This window comes from Streptomyces sp. NRRL S-1813 (genome assembly GCF_000719605.1).
GTDB classification, from domain to species: domain Bacteria; phylum Actinomycetota; class Actinomycetes; order Streptomycetales; family Streptomycetaceae; genus Streptomyces; species Streptomyces decoyicus.
On record NZ_JOHB01000041.1, the window covers coordinates 1 to 18,220 of the forward strand.

General features: G+C 71.1%; 13 protein-coding genes and 1 pseudogene. 11 read left to right on the forward strand and 3 right to left on the reverse strand.

Annotation, left to right across the window (positions count from 1 at the left end; genetic code table 11):
- Positions 1-398: 398 nt before the first annotated feature.
- Entirely contained in the window at positions 399-1,646 is a 1,248-nt protein-coding gene (locus tag IF67_RS0134435; RefSeq protein ID WP_030992427.1) for a beta-eliminating lyase-related protein, read from the reverse strand.
- Between the two features lie 234 nt (positions 1,647-1,880).
- On the opposite strand from IF67_RS0134435, the gene IF67_RS0134440 reads away from it, so the two are divergent.
- The 10 genes from IF67_RS0134440 (at position 1,881) to IF67_RS0134485 (ending at position 10,971) form a co-directional block, all read left to right on the forward strand.
- Complete coding sequence (locus IF67_RS0134440) at positions 1,881-2,951, forward strand: Rossmann-like and DUF2520 domain-containing protein (protein ID WP_051818918.1); 1,071 nt, start codon at positions 1,881-1,883, stop codon at positions 2,949-2,951.
- Between the two features lie 62 nt (positions 2,952-3,013).
- The gene (panC, locus tag IF67_RS0134445; RefSeq protein ID WP_078889800.1) at positions 3,014-4,282 is read left to right on the forward strand and encodes a pantoate--beta-alanine ligase; all 1,269 of its coding nucleotides are present in this window, start codon (positions 3,014-3,016) and stop codon (positions 4,280-4,282) included.
- Positions 4,279-6,159 carry an L-aspartate oxidase gene (locus IF67_RS39780; protein ID WP_051818920.1) on the forward strand — a complete coding sequence of 627 codons (1,881 nt, stop codon included), beginning with the start codon at positions 4,279-4,281 and terminating at the stop codon, positions 6,157-6,159. Before panC ends, IF67_RS39780 begins: the two co-directional genes overlap by 4 nt.
- Before the next feature lie 110 nt (positions 6,160-6,269).
- Positions 6,270-7,361: a carboxylating nicotinate-nucleotide diphosphorylase gene (nadC, locus tag IF67_RS0134455; protein ID WP_030992434.1), complete on the forward strand. Its 1,092-nt coding sequence runs from the start codon at positions 6,270-6,272 to the stop codon at positions 7,359-7,361.
- A 5-nt stretch (positions 7,362-7,366) separates the two neighbouring features.
- Positions 7,367-8,164, forward strand: a complete 798-nt coding sequence (locus IF67_RS0134460; RefSeq protein WP_030081646.1) for a type III pantothenate kinase — start codon at positions 7,367-7,369, stop codon at positions 8,162-8,164.
- A 274-nt stretch (positions 8,165-8,438) separates the two neighbouring features.
- Positions 8,439-9,056, forward strand: a complete 618-nt coding sequence (locus IF67_RS0134465; RefSeq protein WP_030992436.1) for a hypothetical protein — start codon at positions 8,439-8,441, stop codon at positions 9,054-9,056.
- 60 nt (positions 9,057-9,116) lie between these two features.
- Positions 9,117-9,296 carry a hypothetical protein gene (locus tag IF67_RS0134470; protein WP_030992438.1) on the forward strand — a complete coding sequence of 60 codons (180 nt, stop codon included), beginning with the start codon at positions 9,117-9,119 and terminating at the stop codon, positions 9,294-9,296.
- A gap of 172 nt (positions 9,297-9,468) precedes the next feature.
- Positions 9,469-9,948 carry a BlaI/MecI/CopY family transcriptional regulator gene (locus IF67_RS0134475; protein WP_030992440.1) on the forward strand — a complete coding sequence of 160 codons (480 nt, stop codon included), beginning with the start codon at positions 9,469-9,471 and terminating at the stop codon, positions 9,946-9,948.
- A 9-nt stretch (positions 9,949-9,957) separates the two neighbouring features.
- The gene (locus IF67_RS0134480; RefSeq protein ID WP_030081638.1) at positions 9,958-10,476 is read left to right on the forward strand and encodes an amino-acid N-acetyltransferase; all 519 of its coding nucleotides are present in this window, start codon (positions 9,958-9,960) and stop codon (positions 10,474-10,476) included.
- A gap of 156 nt (positions 10,477-10,632) precedes the next feature.
- Positions 10,633-10,971, forward strand: coding sequence for a histone-like nucleoid-structuring protein Lsr2 (locus tag IF67_RS0134485; RefSeq protein WP_030992442.1), 339 nt, complete (start codon positions 10,633-10,635; stop codon positions 10,969-10,971).
- On the opposite strand, the gene IF67_RS45405 is transcribed toward IF67_RS0134485, so the two are convergent.
- Positions 10,902-11,594 (reverse strand): SCO3374 family protein, encoded by a 693-nt coding sequence (locus IF67_RS45405; RefSeq protein ID WP_078889797.1) that lies wholly within the window; start codon positions 11,592-11,594, stop codon positions 10,902-10,904. The two genes, IF67_RS0134485 and IF67_RS45405, sit on opposite strands and share 70 nt — an antisense overlap.
- Before the next feature lie 499 nt (positions 11,595-12,093).
- Here IF67_RS45405 and IF67_RS0134490 point away from each other — a divergent pair, with 499 nt between their 5' ends.
- Entirely contained in the window at positions 12,094-14,619 is a 2,526-nt protein-coding gene (locus IF67_RS0134490) for an ATP-dependent Clp protease ATP-binding subunit (protein ID WP_030081634.1), read from the forward strand.
- A 148-nt stretch (positions 14,620-14,767) separates the two neighbouring features.
- On the opposite strand, the pseudogene IF67_RS46415 reads toward IF67_RS0134490, so the two are convergent.
- Positions 14,768-17,492 (reverse strand): annotated as a pseudogene (locus IF67_RS46415) (NACHT domain-containing protein).
- Between the last annotated feature and the right edge of the window lie 728 nt (positions 17,493-18,220).

The window sequence follows — 18,220 nt, forward strand, 5'->3', positions numbered from 1 at the left end:
CGGAGCCCGGAGCCCGGAGCCCGGAGCCCGGAGCCCGGAGCCCGGAGCCCGGAGCCCGGAGCCCGGAGCCCGGAGCCCGGAGCCCGGAGCCCAAGGCCCGGAGCCCGGAGCCCAAGGCCCGGAGCCCAAGGCCCGCCGCCAACCCAAGGCCCACCGTCCAGCGCCCGAGGCTCGTCGTCCCCGCCCAGCGCCCAAGCCCCGCCGCCCTGAACTCAAGGCTCAGCGCCCCCAGCCCGTAGCCCTGAGCCCGAAGGCCCGGCGTCCCGAGCCTCATAGCCGCCCCTGAGCCCCACCGCAGCCACGGGCCCCACCGCAGCCAGGGACCTCACCGCCGCCAGGGACCTCACCGCCGCCCTGAGGCCCAGCACCCCTCAAGACCACGCCCACCCCGACGCCCCTCACCCCCCAACGCGGCGCACGAAGTCCATGAACTCCTTGGCGGCCGCTCGTATCTCTCCCTCCGTCCAGTCCATGGCGGACGCGGAAACCGTCACCTCGGTCAGTGCCAGGCCGGGCGGGCCGGGCGGCGTGGGCTCGAACCATCGCTGGAACACCGCTGTCCTGGTTTCCTCCGCCTGGCGCAGCACGGCCTCGTCGAGCAGCTCGGGCGGGTGCGGCAGCCACACATGGAACTGATGGGTGTGCGGCACCTCCGGGTGCACCCTGAACCACGGGACACCGGCCTCGGCCAGGCTCTCGCCCAGCGCGTGGGCCACGACCTTCGCATGGGCCACGTACTCCGGCAGCCGTGGCAGCTCACGGTCCATGCCGATCAGCGCGGCCAGCGCGGCCGGCCACTGCTGGAACAGCTGACCGCCGTACCGGTGCCGCCAGGCCCGTGCCTCCTCGGCGAATTCCTCGGTGCCCGCGAGCGCGGCGCCCGATATGCCGTCCAGTGACTTGTAGAAGGAGACGTACACGCTGTCCGCGAGGGCCGCGATCTCCGGGAGCGTACGGCCGAAGTGCGGGCCGCACTCCCACAGTCGCGCGCCGTCGAAGTGCACCACCGCATCACGGTCCCGCGCCGCCGCCACCACCGCGGTCAGCTCGTCCCACGACGGCAGGACGAATCCGGCCTCCCGCAGCGGGAGTTCGAGAGAAAGGGCTCCGAACGGCTCCGCCAGGTCGTATACCTCCGCGGCGGTCGGCAGCCGCGGTGCGTTCGTCGGATGCACCATGCGCAGCCCGCTGACCACCGCATAGGCGTCGCGCTCATGCATCTCCAGATGTGACAGGTGATGGCCGGCGACCGTTGCGTTGCCCGTACGCCCCGCCCAGCAGCGCAGTGCCACCTGCTGGGCCATCGTGCCGGTCGGGAAGAAGGCGGCGGCCTCGGTGCCCAGGGCGTCGGCGGTCCGGCGTTCCAGCTCGCCGACCACGCTGTCGTCGTTGCCGTAGAAATCCGGCCGGTTGTCCAGGTCGTACGCGGCCGGAGCATCGGTCACCAGACGGTCCAGCCGCTCGCGGAGGGTCTCCAGGGACGCGTCTCCCGCCAGCATGCGCTCCGATCCGCGGAAAGCCGCCAGCCTCCGTGCCCGCTTCGCCGACTCGGCACTCGTCCCGGCCTGCGCGGCACCTGAGACTTCCTCCGAGCCCGAGCCCGAGCCCGAGCCCGAGTCCGTGACGCCGCCGGCCGCTTCCCTCATGCGCCTCATATGCCCCCCTGGCTGCTGTTTCCCTGACGCTTTCTGCGCTTCGTTGCATCGAGCATGGCGCAGTCCCGCGCGGCGCCGCGACCCCTGTGGATAACTCCCGCGCGAGACCCCTGTCTCACCTTCCGCACAGCTCTGAATACCGCCGGAAACACTCGCGTAGCATGGCGATGAATCGTCCGGTACCCCCCGCGGACTGGAACGGAAGGCCATCGCCGCGTGAATGCAATGCCACCCACCGAGGCCCAGGACCGACCCGCCCGGCTGACCGTCGGAGTCGTCGGCGCGGGCCGTGTCGGGCCCGCCCTCGCCGCTTCGCTCCAGCTCGCAGGGCACCGCCCGGTTGCCGTGTCGGGCGTCTCCGACGCCTCCGTACGACGCGCCGCCGAGCTGCTGCCCGATGTCCCGCTGGTCACCCCGGCCGAGGTGCTCGCCCGTGCCGACCTCGTTCTGCTGACCGTCCCCGACGACGCCCTCGCCGGCCTGGTGAGCGGCCTCGCCGAGACCGGCGCCGTACGGCCCGGCCAGCTGCTGGTGCACACCTCGGGCCGGTTCGGCACCGCCGTGCTGGACCCGGCCACCCGCGCCGGCGCCCTGCCCCTCGCCCTGCACCCGGCCATGACGTTCACCGGCACCTCCGTGGACGTCCAGCGGCTGGCCGGCTGCTCGTTCGGTGTGACCTCGCCCGACGAGCTGCGGATGGCCGCCGAAGCGCTGGTCATCGAGATGGGCGGGGAGCCCGAGTGGATCGCCGAATCGGCCCGTCCGCTCTACCACGCGGCGCTCGCCATCGGCGCAAACCACCTGGTCACGCTCGTGGCCCAGTCGATGGAGCTGCTTCACGACGCGGGCGTGCAGGCCCCGGACCGGATGCTGGGGCCCCTGCTCGGCGCCGCCCTGGACAACGCGCTGCGGTCCGGTGACGCGGCGCTGACCGGCCCGGTCGCACGGGGTGACGCCGGCACCGTCGCCGCCCATATCGCGGAGCTGCGCCGGCATGCGCCGCAGAGCGTCGCCGGATATGTCGCCATGGCCCGTACGACCGCGGACCGGGCACTGGACCACGGTCTGCTGAAGCCGGAACTGGCCGAGGACCTGCTCGATGTGCTCGCCGACCACGGCGACGGCCCCGGCCCCGCACCGGGCACCTCCGCCCCCGACACCTCCGGTCCCCACACCTCCGGCCCGGACCCCGACGCCCCCGACCCCGACGCCCCCGGCCCCGACGTCTCCGGCCCTGACACCACCGGCCCGGACCCCGACGCCCCCGACCACGGCCCCGAGGAAGGCGACCGATGACCTCCTCGCCGCTGAGCCCGCACCCGGACCGGCCCGCGAACGCGAGCCATCCCACCCCGCCCATGGACGCCGGCCACCAGGCCCGGACCGCGGACGCAAGCCACCCCGTCCCGCCCGCGGGCGCAAGCCACCCCGCCCACCCCGCCCACCTCGTCCACACCGCCGCCGCCCTCCGCGACCTGCCGCGCAGCACCGGTGCCCGCGCCGTCGTCATGACCATGGGCGCCCTGCACGAGGGCCACGCCACCTTGGTCCGCGCCGCCCGCCGCCGGGTCGGTCCCGAGGGCCAGGTCGTCGTCACGGTCTTCGTCAATCCGCTGCAATTCGGTGCCGGGGAGGACCTCGACCGCTATCCGCGCACCCTGGACGCGGATGTCGAGCTGGCCGCCGCGGCGGGCGCGGACGTGGTCTTCGCCCCCTCCGTCGACGAGGTCTACCCGGGCGGCGAACCGCAGATCCGGATCGCCGCGGGCCCCATGGGCACCCTCCTGGAAGGCGCCAGCCGCCCGGGGCACTTCGACGGCGTACTGACCGTCGTCGCCAAGCTGCTGCATCTGACGGCGCCGGACCTCGCCTTCTACGGGCAGAAGGACGCCCAGCAGCTCGCGGTCATCACGCGGATGGCCGCCGACCTCAACTTCCCCGTCGAGATCGTCGGCGTCCCCACGGTGCGCGAGGACGACGGACTCGCCCTCTCCAGCCGCAACCGCTATCTCTCCGGCCCGGAGCGCTGCACCGCGCTCGCGCTGTCGGCGGCGCTGTTCGCGGCCCGCGACCGGCTCGCCGCCGAGGAGGCGCTGCGCGTCCGCGCCGCCTCCGTGGGCCACCACCCGGCGCCGGACCGTGCCGCGGCGCTGGCCGCCCTCGGCGAGGACCGGGCCGCCGCCGACGCACACGCCGTCGCCTACGCCGCCGCGGGCGCCCTGCACGGCCCGGCGGTGGCGCGCGCCGCGGCCCGCGCGGTGCTGGACGACGCCGCCCGTCTGGATCCGCCGCTCACGCTCGACTACCTGGCCCTGGTCGACCCGTCGGACTTCACCGAGGTCCCGGACGCGTACGAGGGCGAGGCCATCCTCGCGGTCGCCGCCAAGGTAGGCAGCACGCGACTCATCGACAACATCCGCCTCGTCTTCGGCGCCGGACGACCGGAGGCGACGGCTGCCCAACAGGGCGGAACCACCACGGAAGCGGCGGACACGGGGAACACGGGGGACGCAGTCACATCCGCCGCTGCCGCTCCCTCCGCTTCCGCTTCCCCTCCCTCCGTCACCTCCACCCCGCCCGCCACACTCCCGACCACCCCCCAAGGCCCCCTCGGAGCGACCCGATGACCGCCACCGGAACAGGTACCGCCCCCGGCCCCGTCTCAAGCACCGGCATACGTCTGAACGCCCCGGCCCCGGGCTGGTCCATCGAGGCGGACGTCGTGGTCGTGGGCTCCGGGGTGGCCGGGCTGACCGCCGCGCTGCGCTGCGCCGCGGCCGGCCGCCGCACCGTCGTCGTCACCAAGGCCCGCCTGGACGACGGCTCCACGCGCTGGGCGCAGGGCGGTATCGCGGCGGCTCTCGGCGACGGCGACACCCCCGAGCAGCATCTGGCCGACACCCTCGTGGCCGGCGCCGGACTGTGCGACGAGACGGCCGTACGGGCCCTGGTCACCGAAGGCCCGGCCGCCGTCCACCGGCTGATCAGCACCGGCGCCCGCTTCGACACCGCCCCGGGCAGCGACGAAATAGCGCTCACCCGCGAAGGCGGCCACCACCGCCGCCGTATCGCGCACGCAGGCGGCGACGCCACCGGGGCCGAGATCTCCCGCGCGCTCGTCGAGGCGGTCCGCGCGGCCGGGCTGCGCACCATCGAGAACGCCCTCGTCCTCGACCTGCTCACGGACGCCGACGGCCATACGTCCGGCGTCACCCTGCACGTCATGGGGGAGGGCCAGCACGACGGCGTCGGGGCCGTACACGCCCCGGCCGTGGTGCTCGCCACCGGGGGCATGGGGCAGGTCTTCTCCGCGACCACCAACCCGGCGGTCTCCACCGGTGACGGGGTGGCCCTGGCACTCCGCGCCGGCGCGGAGGTCTCCGACCTGGAATTCGTCCAATTCCACCCCACCGTCCTGTATTTGGGCCCGGAAGCGGAGGGCCAGCAGCCGCTGATCTCCGAGGCCGTACGGGGCGAGGGTGCCCACCTCGTCGACGCCGACGGCACCCGTTTCATGGTCGGCCAGCATGAACTCGCCGAACTGGCGCCCCGTGACATCGTCGCCAAGGCGATCATGCGCCAGGCCCACGAACAGGGCGTCGAGCACATGTATCTGGACGGCCGGCACTTCGGCGCCCAGATGTGGGAGACCCGTTTCCCGACCATCCTCGCCGCCTGCCGCAGCCACGGTATCGACCCGGTCACCGCGCCGATACCGGTCGCCCCCGCCGCGCACTACGCCTCCGGCGGCGTACGCACCGATCTGCGCGGGCGCACCACCGTCCCCGGCCTCTACGCGTGCGGCGAGGTCGCCTGCACCGGCGTCCACGGCGCCAACCGGCTCGCCTCCAACTCCCTCCTGGAAGGCCTGGTCTTCGCGGAGCGGATCGCCTCGGACATCGCCTCGGACATCGCTTCGGAAACCGCCGTGAGCGGCGCCGCGGACCACCGCGCCGGCCCGGCTCCGGCTTCCGAGCCGTCCACTCCGTCCGCCCCCCGCACCACCCTTCCGCTCCTCGCCCCCGAGGCCCGGATCACCGTGCAGCGGATCATGACCGCCGGTGCCGGCGTGCTGCGCAGCGCCGAGAGCCTCGCCCGCGCCGCCGCCGAACTGGACCGCATCCACCGCGAGGCGGCCGGGAGGAACGGCACACCGGGCACCCGCGAGCCCGCCGACGGGCCCCTCTCCGGGAGCACCGGGAGCACCACGAGCACCGGGAGCACCACGAGCACCGGAAACGCCGCCGCCGCCCCCGCCGACCGCAAGGCCCCCGAGCCCGGTGTGGAAGCCTGGGAGGCGACCAACCTCCTGTGCGTCGCCCGGGTGCTGGTCGCCGCGGCGCAGCGCCGTGCGGAGACCCGCGGCTGCCATTGGCGCGAGGACCACCCGGACCGTGACGACGCCTCCTGGCGCCGGCACTTCCGCATCACCCTGGATGCGGACCGCGCGTTGACCCTCCGTACGACGGCGACCGCCGATTTCCCGCCGACCACGGCCTCCTGACCCCAGGCTCACCCACCCCACCGGTCCCACCCACTCCACCGACGACCCTCGACCCACCGCCCGCCAAGACAGCCCACACCGCCTCTCTCCCCGAATACGGAGCCCAGCCCGTGAGCAGCACCCCCGACGACCTCCCCCTCCTCCAGATCGGCGGACCCACCGGCGGCGCCTCCGCCTGGGGGTCCCCCCAGACAGCGTCCGGGGGCGGCTGCGGCGACGCCTGCGGCTGCGGCGGCGACGAGGGCGCGTACGAGCTCGACCCGCTGACCTGCGGCCTCGACCCCGACCTGGCCGCGCTCCTGGTGGCGGCCGGGCTCGACCCCGTACAGGTCGAGGACATCGCCCACCTCGCCGTTGAAGAGGACCTCGACCAGGGTGTGGACGTCACGACCGTGGCGACCGTCCCCGAGGACGCGGTCGCCACCGGCGACTTCACGGCCCGTGAGGCCGGTACGGTCGCCGGGCTGCGGATCGCCGAGGCGGTGCTGTCCATCGTGTGCACCGATGAGTTCGCGGTCGAGCGTCATGTCGAGGACGGCGACCGGGTCGAGGCCGGCACCACGCTGCTGAGCGTCACCACCCGCACCCGCGACCTGCTCACCGGCGAGCGCAGCGCACTGAACATCCTGTGCCGCCTGTCGGGCATCGCGACCGCGACCCGGGCCTGGGCGGATGTGCTCGAAGGGACGAAGGCCAAGGTCCGTGACACCCGTAAGACGACACCGGGGCTGCGCGCCCTGGAGAAGTTCGCGGTGCGCTGCGGTGGCGGCGTCAACCACCGGATGTCGCTGTCGGACGCGGCCCTGATCAAGGACAACCACGTGGTCGCGGCGGGCGGCATCGCCGAGGCGTTCACGGCCGTACGGGACGAGTTCCCCGGTGTGCCGATCGAGGTGGAGGTCGACCGGATCGACCAGATCCCGCCGATCCTCGCCGAGGGTGCCGATCTGATCCTGCTGGACAACTTCACCCCGGAGCAGACCCGGGAGGCGGTGGAACTGGTCGCCGGCCGCGCCATCCTGGAGTCGTCGGGCCGCCTCACTCCGGACAACGCCCGTGCCTACGCGGACACCGGTGTCGACTACCTCGCGGTGGGCGCGCTCACGCACTCCTCCCCGATCCTCGACATCGGCCTCGACCTGCGCGAGGACGACGAGCAGGGTCCCCAGGGTGCGGATGACGCTGCGCGTGAGGACCGCTGACCGCCATGCTGCTGACCATCGACGTAGGCAACACCCACACGGTCCTCGGCCTCTTCGACGGCGAGGAGATCGTCGAGCACTGGCGGATCTCCACCGACGCCCGGCGCACCGCCGACGAGCTCGCCGTCCTCCTCCAGGGCCTGATGGGCATGCACCCGCTGCTCGGCGACGACCTGGGCGACGGCATCGAGGGCATCTCCATCTGCTCCACGGTGCCCTCCGTCCTGCACGAGCTGCGTGAGGTGACCCGCCGCTACTACGGCGATGTACCCGCCGTCCTGGTGGAGCCGGGCGTCAAGACGGGCGTGCCGATCCTCATGGACAACCCGAAGGAGGTCGGCGCCGACCGGATCATCAACGCCCTGGCGGCCGTCGAGCTCTACGGCGGCCCCGCGGTGGTCGTCGACTTCGGTACGGCCACCACCTTCGACGCGGTCAGTGCGCGCGGCGAGTACGTCGGCGGCGTGATCGCACCGGGCATCGAGATCTCCGTGGACGCGCTGGGCGTCAAGGGCGCCCAGCTCCGCAAGATCGAACTGGCCCGGCCGCGCAGCGTGATCGGCAAGAACACCGTGGAGGCCATGCAGTCCGGCATCCTCTACGGCTTCACGGGCCAGGTCGACGGTGTGGTGCAGCGGATGGCGCGGGAGCTGGCCGAGGACCCGGACGAGGTGACCGTGATCGCCACCGGCGGGCTGGCGCCGATGGTGCTCGGTGAGTCGTCGGTGATCGACGCCCACGAGCCGTGGCTCACCCTCATCGGCCTGCGACTGGTCTACGAGCGGAACATCGCCCGGTCGTAGAGGGACACCGGCCGGTCGTGGCAGAGACCGCCCGGCCGGAGCGGGCGGAGTGGGCCGGAGCGGCCGGAGCGGGCGGAGTGGGCCGGAGCGGCCGGAGTGCGCGGCGCCGCCGGGGCAGGGCGGAGCACCGCCCGGCCCTCCGAGCCGTTCCGCGCCGCGCCAGGGCACCGGTGGTGCGGCTCGCTGCCGCGCCACCGTTCACGAATTAAGCGGCTTTTGTCGGAAACGGTCGTAAAGTCGCCACATGCCAATGCCAAACGGAACCCGCGGCGGCATGGCGTTCAGCGCCGATGAGTTGCGTGTGCTCCGTCGCGCCCTCGCCCATGCCCTGCAAACGACGTCCCACCCCGCCCCGCTCGGCGTCCCCCGCCCCGAGTGGTCGCAGGACATCCAGGAATATCTCCGGCTGGCCGAGGCCGTGGACGAGGCGGTCCGCGAAGGCGGCCGGCTGCGCGCCTTCCTGCTCGCCGACCTCGCCCGATACCGCGAAGCCCTGCCCGGCTCGGCCACCGGCTACCTCGCGCAGCTGGCCGAGGCGCTGGCGGCCGGCCATGTCCCCGGCCCCGACGATCTCGCCGCCCTGCGGTCACTGGGCGAGCGGCCCGGCACGGCCGCCGAACGCGAACGTCGCAGCGCCCTGCTGCGCCACTGCGAGCAGCTGGCCGAACAATCCGTACGAACCCGGCTCCGCGCGCTGCCAGGCGGCCGCTCAGCCGCCCGCAACGGGCGGGAACCGGAGCCCGCACGGGAGCCGAAACCGGAACGCAAGCCGGAGCCTGCGCCGTCGCCGCAGCCGAAGACGCCGCAGCGGGACCGGCCCATCCCCACGCCGGGAGAGGTCTTCCCGCCCCGCCGCAAGCCCGCCCCGCCCCCCGAGAGCCGCACCGCCTGACCGCTGCGTACCCTGGCTGCGTACTCTCGGAGGCTCAGCCCTATAAGGAGGCCACACGCCATGGATTACGTCGCAGCGCTGCTCCCGCCCGTAGTGATGGCCGTGGCCTTCACCGCTCTGATCGTGACGATCATCAAGAGCCAGGGCGGAGCGAACAAGGCCAAGGAGGACGCGGCCGTGGACGCCGCGCTGGCCCGCGCCGAATCCGCCGGCCAGGAGCCCGCGGCGCACCGCGCCTGAGCCGCCCGCCGCCCTTTCGGCGGCCCGCACGCACCGTACGGCCCGGGATTGATCATCCCGGGCCGTACCTCCTTTTTCCGGCACAAACGCCACGAGATCAACGGGCATTCGCGACATCTCCCACTATTGTTCTTGTGTGCCGAGACGCTTGGGTGATCTGGAAGACGCGGTCATGACGCGGGTCTGGGAGTGGAACCGCCCGGTCACCGTTCGCGAAGTCCTGGAAGATCTTCAGAAGGAACGGTCGATCGCCTACACCACGGTCATGACCGTATTGGACAACCTCCATCAGAAGGGCTGGGTGCGCCGCGAAGCAGAAGGCCGCGCCTATCGATATGAGGCGGTCTCCACTCGCGCCGCCTACGCGGCCGCACTGATGAACGAAGCATGGTCCGCCAGCGACAACCCCGCGGCCGCTCTTGTGGCCTTCTTCGGCATGATGTCGCCGGAACAGCGGCATGCCCTGCGTGATGCCGTGCGGATGGTGCAAGTCGATGAACCCGCGGAAGACGCAGAACAACAGGCACCGGAGCCCGAAGAGGCCGCGCCCGCGGAAGTAGACGAAGCACAAGCGGCACCGGAAGGCGCCGCTGAAGCCGGATCGGCCGAAGGGGATGAACCCGGGGCGAGTGCCACCGGCAACGGGCGATAGCGTCCCGGCATGCCTCCGCATTCAAAAGGGCTCACCGTCCGCCGTGCCAGGACCGCCGATGTACCGGCCGTGCGCCGTCTCATCGACGCCTACTCACGCAACGGGATCCTGCTCGACAAAGCCACCGTCACGCTTTACGAGGACATCCAGGAGTTCTGGGTCGCCGAGCGGGACGAAGACGCCGAGGTCGTCGGCTGCGGAGCACTCCACGTCATGTGGGAAGACCTCGCCGAGGTCCGCACCCTGGCCGTGGATCCCCGGCTGAAGGGATCCGGCGTCGGCCACCAAGTCCTGGAGAAGCTGGTGCGCACTGCGAGCTGGCTCGGAGTACGGCGCATTTTCTGTCTCACCTTCGAAGTCGACTTCTTCACCAAGCACGGCTTCGTGGAGATCGGCGAAGCCCCGGTAGACGGTGATGTCTACAGTGAGCTGCTGCGTTCCTATGACGAGGGCGTTGCGGAGTTCCTGGGCCTCGAACGAGTGAAGCCCAACACCCTGGGTAACAGCCGGATGCTTCTGCACCTGTGATGAGTGTTCTATGTCCGAATCGCTCCCCTATCTCATGGCTACGGAAGCATGCGTTCCCCGGTCTGCGGGCAAGTGAACCCTACCCAAGGGTTTGTGTTTTTCCCGGAAAAGCGGTTTGCTTTCCGTCGTAATCCGCATTCGATGAAAGGGAAACCGGTGGCACAGAAGGTTCAGGTTCTTCTTGTCGACGACCTCAACGGTGGCGAGGCGGACGAGACGGTGACGTTCGCTCTCGACGGCAAGTCCTACGAGATCGACCTCTCGGACGGCAACGCGCAGAAGCTGCGCGACTCGCTTGCCGACTTCGTGAAGGCCGGCCGGCGTACCGGTGGCCGCGCTTCTTCGGGCCGTGGCAAGGCACGTGCCGCTGCTTCCGGCGGCAGCCAGGACACCGCGAAGATCCGTGCCTGGGCGAAGGAGAACGGCTACAACGTCAATGACCGTGGCCGCGTCCCCGCCGACATTCGTGAGGCATTCGAGAAGGCCAACGGCTGATCGCCTCTCGCGCGGTCCGATTGGCTATTACGAGCACGCGACAACCGGGCACGGTGGCACTCCGTTGCTGCCGCGCTCACGAGCCGCACGAGGTCGGGGGCGCCTCCAACGTCCCCGAATCCTGCCCCGAACCCCGTGGTGGGCAGGGAATTCTCCGCCTCGCGCCCGGTCCGGGGAGGCCGCACCCACCTCGCGGCCTCCCGCGAGCCGAATCCGTATGACAGTGCTGTGCCGGCGGAGAACGCCGGCGCGGGCATCCGGTCTCCCGTCCCACGCGTCGTGAGATCCGCTGCGAGTGCGCCCCACTCCAGCCATTCCAGGATTCCCGGGAGTTCTTCGGCGCCGCCGGCCGCGATGAGCATGAGCAATTTCGGCCGATCACCCGTGTGTTTCCCGCCGCATCCGGCCCGAAGGAGCGCCACCGGGCCGGTGCGCGGCAGTCGCCGCAATACGGCGCTTCCCGCATCGGCCGGCATCTCCAGGACATCGAAGCGCAGCCCCGTCAGCAGCTCCACCGGCTCCGTTCCGGTGGTCGGCCAGCCCAGCTCCTCCTCGTACCAGCGGCGGACCGTGACGAGGGTGGGGGCGAGGGGACTGCGGGGGCGCGGAAGCACGCGGGCCATGCCCGGTGCAACTCCCGAAAACCCGGGAAGTTACGCTGGGTGGATACTTGGATACGCACCGTACCCGCGCAAGAGGGTGTGCGGGGGCATTCAGTGGCGTGCGGATGTTCGCCCGTAGCGGATGGAAGGGCTCTGCGCCGCATGGAGTGTCAGTCCCTGCGGGTAAGACAGTCTCAGTGGGAAGAGACGGTGTGACCGGCGCCCGAGGCGCTTCTCCCCGGCTGACGGCCGGTGGCGGACGGCGTGTCGGTACAGGGCGCGTTCGCCACGGGCGTAGTGGCAGTGGGCGTATATGCCTGGCCTGCGGGAACATCGTCTCGCACCATCGAGTTGGAGCAGATGTCAGCTGTTCGGCAGTAAATTTCCCCGCCGGAGCGGGGGTGATCCGGACGGGTGTCGGCAGTTGGAATGAGCTGTCCCGCCCCGCGGGACTAGCATGCGGAAGGACAGGGAGGGGACCGACCCCTAACTGCCTGACCGCTCTGAGGAGCGATTAACGATGTTCGAGAGGTTCACCGACCGTGCGCGGCGGGTTGTCGTCCTGGCTCAGGAAGAAGCCCGGATGCTCAACCACAACTACATCGGCACCGAGCACATCCTCCTGGGCCTGATCCATGAGGGTGAGGGTGTCGCCGCTAAGGCCCTGGAGAGCCTCGGGATTTCGCTCGAGGCGGTCCGCCAGCAGGTGGAGGAGATCATCGGGCAGGGCCAGCAGGCTCCGTCCGGGCACATTCCCTTCACCCCCCGTGCCAAGAAGGTCCTGGAGCTCTCGCTCCGCGAGGCCCTCCAGCTCGGCCACAACTACATCGGTACGGAGCACATCCTGCTCGGCCTGATCCGCGAGGGCGAGGGCGTCGCCGCCCAGGTCCTGGTGAAGCTGGGCGCCGATCTGAACCGGGTGCGGCAGCAGGTCATCCAGCTGCTCTCCGGCTACCAGGGCAAGGAAGCCGCCACCGCCGGCGGCCCCGCCGAGGGCACTCCCTCGACGTCCCTCGTCCTGGACCAGTTCGGCCGCAACCTGACGCAGGCCGCTCGCGAGACCAAGCTCGACCCGGTCATCGGGCGCGAGAAGGAAATCGAGCGGGTCATGCAGGTGCTGTCCCGCCGTACCAAGAACAACCCGGTCCTCATCGGCGAGCCCGGCGTCGGCAAGACGGCGGTCGTCGAGGGCCTGGCGCAGGCCATCGTCAAGGGCGAGGTGCCCGAGACCCTCAAGGACAAGCACCTCTACACCCTCGACCTCGGTGCCCTGGTCGCCGGCTCCCGCTACCGCGGTGACTTCGAGGAGCGCCTGAAGAAGGTCCTCAAGGAGATCCGCACCCGCGGCGACATCATCCTGTTCATCGACGAGCTCCACACCCTGGTGGGTGCGGGCGCCGCCGAGGGCGCGATCGACGCCGCGAGCATCCTCAAGCCCATGCTGGCGCGAGGCGAGCTCCAGACCATCGGTGCCACCACGCTCGACGAGTACCGCAAGCACCTGGAGAAGGACGCGGCCCTCGAGCGCCGCTTCCAGCCGATCCAGGTCGCGGAGCCGTCGCTCCCGCACACCATCGAGATCCTCAAGGGTCTGCGGGACCGCTACGAAGCGCACCACCGCGTCTCCATCACGGACTCCGCGCTGGTCGCGGCGGCCACCCTCGCCGACCGCTACATCTCCGACCGCTTCCTGCCGGACAAGGCGATCGACCTGATCGACGAGGCCGGCTCCCGGATGCGGATCCGCCGCATGACCGCACCGCCGGACCTGCGCGAATTCGACGAGAAGATCGCCGATGTGCGCCGGGAGAAGGAGTCCGCGATCGACTCGCAGGACTTCGAGATGGCCGCGGGCCTGCGCGACAAGGAGAAGCAGCTCCTGGCCGCGAAGGCGAAGCGGGAGAAGGAGTGGAAGGCCGGCGACATGGACGTCGTCGCCGAGGTGGACGAGGAGCTGATCGCCGAGGTTCTGGCGACGGCCACCGGCATCCCGGTCTTCAAGCTCACCGAGGAGGAGTCCTCGCGGCTGCTGCGGATGGAAGACGAGCTGCACAAGCGCGTCATCGGCCAGAAGGACGCCATCAAGGCGCTCTCCCAGGCCATCCGCCGTACGCGTGCCGGCCTGAAGGACCCCAAGCGTCCCGGTGGCTCGTTCATCTTCGCCGGTCCGTCCGGTGTCGGTAAGACCGAGCTGTCCAAGACGCTGGCGGAGTTCCTGTTCGGCGACGAGGACGCGCTGATCTCCCTCGACATGTCGGAGTTCAGCGAGAAGCACACGGTCTCGCGGCTGTTCGGTTCGCCTCCCGGCTACGTCGGCTACGAAGAGGGCGGCCAGCTCACCGAGAAGGTGCGCCGCAAGCCGTTCTCCGTCGTGCTCTTCGACGAGGTCGAGAAGGCCCACCCGGACATCTTCAACTCGCTGCTCCAGATCCTGGAGGACGGTCGCCTGACCGACTCCCAGGGCCGGGTCGTGGACTTCAAGAACACGGTCATCATCATGACGACCAACCTCGGCACCCGGGACATCTCCAAGGGCTTCAACCTCGGCTTCGCGGCCCAGGGTGACACCAAGTCCAGCTACGAGCGGATGAAGAACAAGGTCAACGAAGAGCTCAAGCAGCACTTCCGCCCCGAGTTCCTCAACCGTGTCGACGACACCGTCGTCTTCCACCAGCTGACCGAGGAAGACATCATCCAGATCGTCGACCTCATGATCAACAAGGTGGACGAGCGGCTCAAGGACCGCGACATGGGCATCGAGCTCAGCAGCGAGGCCAAGTCGCTGCTGGCCAAGCGCGGGTACGACCCGGTGCTCGGCGCCCGTCCGCTGCGCCGCACGATCCAGCGCGAGATCGAGGACGCACTCTCGGAGAAGATCCTCTTCAGCGAGCTGCGTCCGGGCCACATCGTGGTCGTCGATGTCGAGGGCGAGGGTGAAACCGCCAAGTTCACCTTCCGCGGCGAGGAGAAGTCGGCACTGCCCGACGCCCCGCCGATCGAGTCCACGGCCGGCGGTTCGGGCCCGAACCTGAGCAAGGACGCCTGACCGGCACCGCGGATATCTCGCATACGGCACTGCCCCGGAATCGTTTCTCACGGTTCCGGGGCAGTTCTGTATGCGGCAGAGAAATGCAGCGCCGTAATTGCTAGGTCATTTTCGGCCGTTTCTGGACAACGTTCCCGGCGCCCGCCCGCTACATCTGAACGACGCCAATCCCTTCGGGAACACCCCGCACCGGCGGAATACGACGGCCGATGCGAAGTGTGTCCAGTTTCGGAAAGGCGGACAGCCACTCCATGGAAACGCCCAGATCGTAGGCGAGCCACAACCGGGTCAGGCCCTCGGCCGGAACAATGCCCTCGATGAGCTGGTCGGGCGTGAAAGGACCGGCGATCCGCAGATGCGGGCGCCCGCCCAGCCGGCGCAGTGCATGCAGCTCCTCCAGGTCGGAGACCGGAAAGTACAGCTCGGCCGGTTCCAGGTGGGCGATGATCTCGCGGGCGTAGCGGGCGGTGTCATGGCGCCGCCAGGCTCCGGCGAGCTGCGTCCGTACCTCGTGATGGGCCCGGTCGCGCAGGCCCGTCAGATAGTCGATCGCCATGTCGTCGGCGATCGAGGTGGCGGTGATCGCGAGGAGGTAGGCCTCGCGGTCGGAGACATGGGCGGGGTCCGGGAGCATCTCCAGCACGATCGGCCCTATCCAGCCCAGCGCGCGGGCCCCGGACGGCGTGCTGGGCCGCACCATGTCGCGGGTGAAGCGCTGCACCCGCGCCCGCACCGCCGGGTCCAGCTCGGTGGCGTGCTCCAGACAGGCCGCCGCGAGCAGCTTGCGGTGCCGGGCCTCGGCGGCGCGTACACCGGGGTGCGGGGCGAGCAGCCCGTCCAGGAGGGCCGCGCACTCATCGGGCCGGGCCAGGGCCACGGCCATCCGGATGACGTCCTCCCAGTTGTCGTGGTGGGCATGGTCGAGCAGCAGCTCGAAATCGTGCCGCTGCACCGTCGCCCGGGCGGCGAGATAGTCCTGGAAGGTGCGGTGCACGAAGTCGACCGTGCCGGGGGTGGGCTCACGCAGCAGCCCGGTGCGGTTGAGCAGATGCCGGAAGACGTCCTCGGGGCCGCCCTGGCGGGCCGCGTCCGGGATCGCGGGCAGATGCCGGGCGAGGGTGTCGACCGCCGTCACCCGGTCCATCTCCGAGCGGCCGTTGACCAGCATCCAGTGGGCGAGCTTCTGGAGCAGCTGGATCTTGGGCTGCCGGGTCAGCTCGACCCCGTCGGTGGCCGCCATCGCCCGCTCCCGGTCCCGGCGCTCCAGCAGCATCGACAGCGCCGCGTCGTAGAGCTCCTTGCGGCCGTTGGGCAGATACCCCCGGCGGTCGCGGTGCAGGGCGCACAGCAGCCCGCACATCAGCGGATTGGTCGCCAGCCGCCCCAGATCGCGGGTGATCCGTACGGCATTGAGCAGCGTCCGCTCGTAATGGCCGAGCCGGTCGAGGTCGGCCGGGCTCTGCTGGGCCGCGGCGCGGTGCCAGCGCTGGATGAACGCGGCGACGTCCTCGCGGCTCATCGGGGCCAGCGACACCTCGCAAAAGCCCTCGTCGGCGAGCCAGTTGCCGGGGACGGCGGACGGCCGGGACGTGACGATCCAGACGTTGCCCGGATAGCGCACGGTCCACTCGCCGAGCTTGCGGCGCACCTGCTCGCGGTCGCTCTCGGGGGCCTCGTCGATCCCGTCGATCAGCAGCAGCGCGCGGCCCGCACCGAGAACGCGCTCCGTCCAGCCGGCCGGCGCCTCCCCGGCCTCCCCGTAGCCGACGGCGCCCAGAAAGGTGGCGGGGGAGGGGGAGGCCCTCGCGGGCGAAGCGGCGTACGGGCAGCAGGAACGGAACCCGGCCGCGCAGACCCGCGAGCACCTCGGGCAGCTCGTCGCGGGCGGTGGCGACGGTCAGCCACTGGAGCAGCGTCGTCTTGCCCGACCCGGCCACCCCGCGGACCAGCACCTGCCCGCGGCCCGACAGCGCCTGCTCGGCGGGGAGCGGCGGGTCGTCCTGCCCGGCGGTGTCCGGCGCGGAAGCGGCGTCCTGCGGCGCGTCGGCGTCCGTGGGGACGGGCTCGCACTGGAGCCCCAGGTAGGCGGCGTCGAGCGGCCAGCTGTCGGGGGAGTGCGCGAGGTCGATACCGAAGATCGTGAGGTGGTTGTGGAGGGCGGCGGTGTCGTGGGCGTAGCGGGCCTCGAAGGCGGCGTCCCGGAGGGCGGGGTCGTGAACGGTGCTGTCGTGGGGGGAGGGGGCCTCCGGGGCGGTGTACGGGGCGGCGATGTCCTCGCGGCCGGGGCTCACCGGGGCGGCGTACCGGGAGGTGGCGTCCTCGGCGGCCGGAAGCGGGGGCCGGAGCCCGGACGTGCCGTGGCCGTCGATCAGAGTGGCGAGGGTCCGGGTCTGCTCGACGAGGCTGCGGGCCACGTACCCCGACCGCCGGGTGAAGAAGTACAGGATGTGCAGCGCGACGGCATCCAGCAGCAGGCTGTGCAGCCGGGCGCCGTCGGCGGTCAGATGCCGGGTGACACCGGGCACCGTCTCGCACAGCCGACGGGCGAATTCGGCGGGCAGGAGCCGGGCGGCGTCGAGATCGTCCATCTCGATGTCGGCGAGGGCACGGAGGGTACGGGCCAGGGCGGTGGTGACGGCCCGGCCCTCGTCGCCGCACGTCCCGTCCAGCGCCTGCTCGACGAGGACCACGGCGAGACCGTGCAGCTCCCGCTCCGTCAGCGCCGGCTTCTCGCCGGTGAAGGAGAGCAGCGCGGAGATGCGTACGGGCCGGTCGACCGGCCCGGCGAACGGCCCCTCGGTGACGAAGAGCTTGCGGACCAGCGGATCGAGGGCGTGGGGGGTGAGGCGGGCGACGATGTTCGCGGGATCCATGAGTTCCCCGTAACTGCGGTACTGGGTATCGGGTTTGAGGGGGTCGGCGCTGCTCGTAAGCCTATGTGCGGGGGCGCGGGTAGCGGGTGAGTTTGATGTGGGGAGGGAGGGAGTGGCGGGGCTCCGGGCGGAGGCGTGAGAGGCGCAGCTCCTGGAGATCGGGCAGGGCTGCCAAGGGAGAAAGATCGATGGGAGCGTCGATCCCGCTTTGGAGCTGGAGTTTCCGGACGTCAGGGAATGCGGGCAGGGCCGAGCTCAGCAGGCGGCTCATATCGGATCCGGGGCGGCGCGTGCTGTTGAAGATTTCGAGCGTTCGCACCTGCGGAAGCCGGAGGCCGGAGGCCGGAGGCCGGGCGGCAGGCGCAGGGTGCCTCCTTCTGTTCCCAGACCGAACGTGAATCGCTCCAGCTCCTTCAGGGAGGCCAGCGCATTCCACTGGCGCTCGTCGAAGTCATCGGGGATGTGATCCAGTTGGAGGGGGAACGGATGGGCAGGTCCGCGAGCGGGGCGACGCTTTCGACCGCGGGGCAGTCCCACAGCGACAGCCACTCCAGTGACGGGAACTCACGGAGGAACGCGAGGTCGGTGATCTCCGGGTTCTCCGTGATGGCCAGCTTCGGATCAGCTCGGGCTGCAATGCGTCGAGGAGTTCAGAAGCTGTGTAGGGGCCGCCCACAGAAACGCGTGACCGGCCACCGAGTGTCTTGAGCGCTCGCAGCTCGGAGGGA

Excerpts from the sequence above, each read along its gene's own strand:
- IF67_RS0134435 (WP_030992427.1), bottom strand. The coding sequence starts at position 1,646 with ATGAGGGAAGCGGCCGGCGGCGTCACGGACTCGGGCTCGGGCTCGGGC.
- IF67_RS0134440 (WP_051818918.1), top strand. The coding sequence starts at position 1,881 with ATGCCACCCACCGAGGCCCAGGACCGACCCGCCCGGCTGACCGTCGGA.
- panC (WP_078889800.1), top strand. The coding sequence starts at position 3,014 with ATGGACGCCGGCCACCAGGCCCGGACCGCGGACGCAAGCCACCCCGTC.
- IF67_RS39780 (WP_051818920.1), top strand. The coding sequence starts at position 4,279 with ATGACCGCCACCGGAACAGGTACCGCCCCCGGCCCCGTCTCAAGCACC.
- IF67_RS0134460 (WP_030081646.1), top strand. The coding sequence starts at position 7,367 with ATGCTGCTGACCATCGACGTAGGCAACACCCACACGGTCCTCGGCCTC.
- IF67_RS0134465 (WP_030992436.1), top strand. The coding sequence starts at position 8,439 with ATGGCGTTCAGCGCCGATGAGTTGCGTGTGCTCCGTCGCGCCCTCGCC.
- IF67_RS0134470 (WP_030992438.1), top strand. The coding sequence starts at position 9,117 with ATGGATTACGTCGCAGCGCTGCTCCCGCCCGTAGTGATGGCCGTGGCC.
- IF67_RS0134475 (WP_030992440.1), top strand. The coding sequence starts at position 9,469 with ATGACGCGGGTCTGGGAGTGGAACCGCCCGGTCACCGTTCGCGAAGTC.
- IF67_RS0134480 (WP_030081638.1), top strand. The coding sequence starts at position 9,958 with ATGCCTCCGCATTCAAAAGGGCTCACCGTCCGCCGTGCCAGGACCGCC.
- IF67_RS45405 (WP_078889797.1), bottom strand. The coding sequence starts at position 11,594 with ATGGCCCGCGTGCTTCCGCGCCCCCGCAGTCCCCTCGCCCCCACCCTC.
- IF67_RS0134490 (WP_030081634.1), top strand. The coding sequence starts at position 12,094 with ATGTTCGAGAGGTTCACCGACCGTGCGCGGCGGGTTGTCGTCCTGGCT.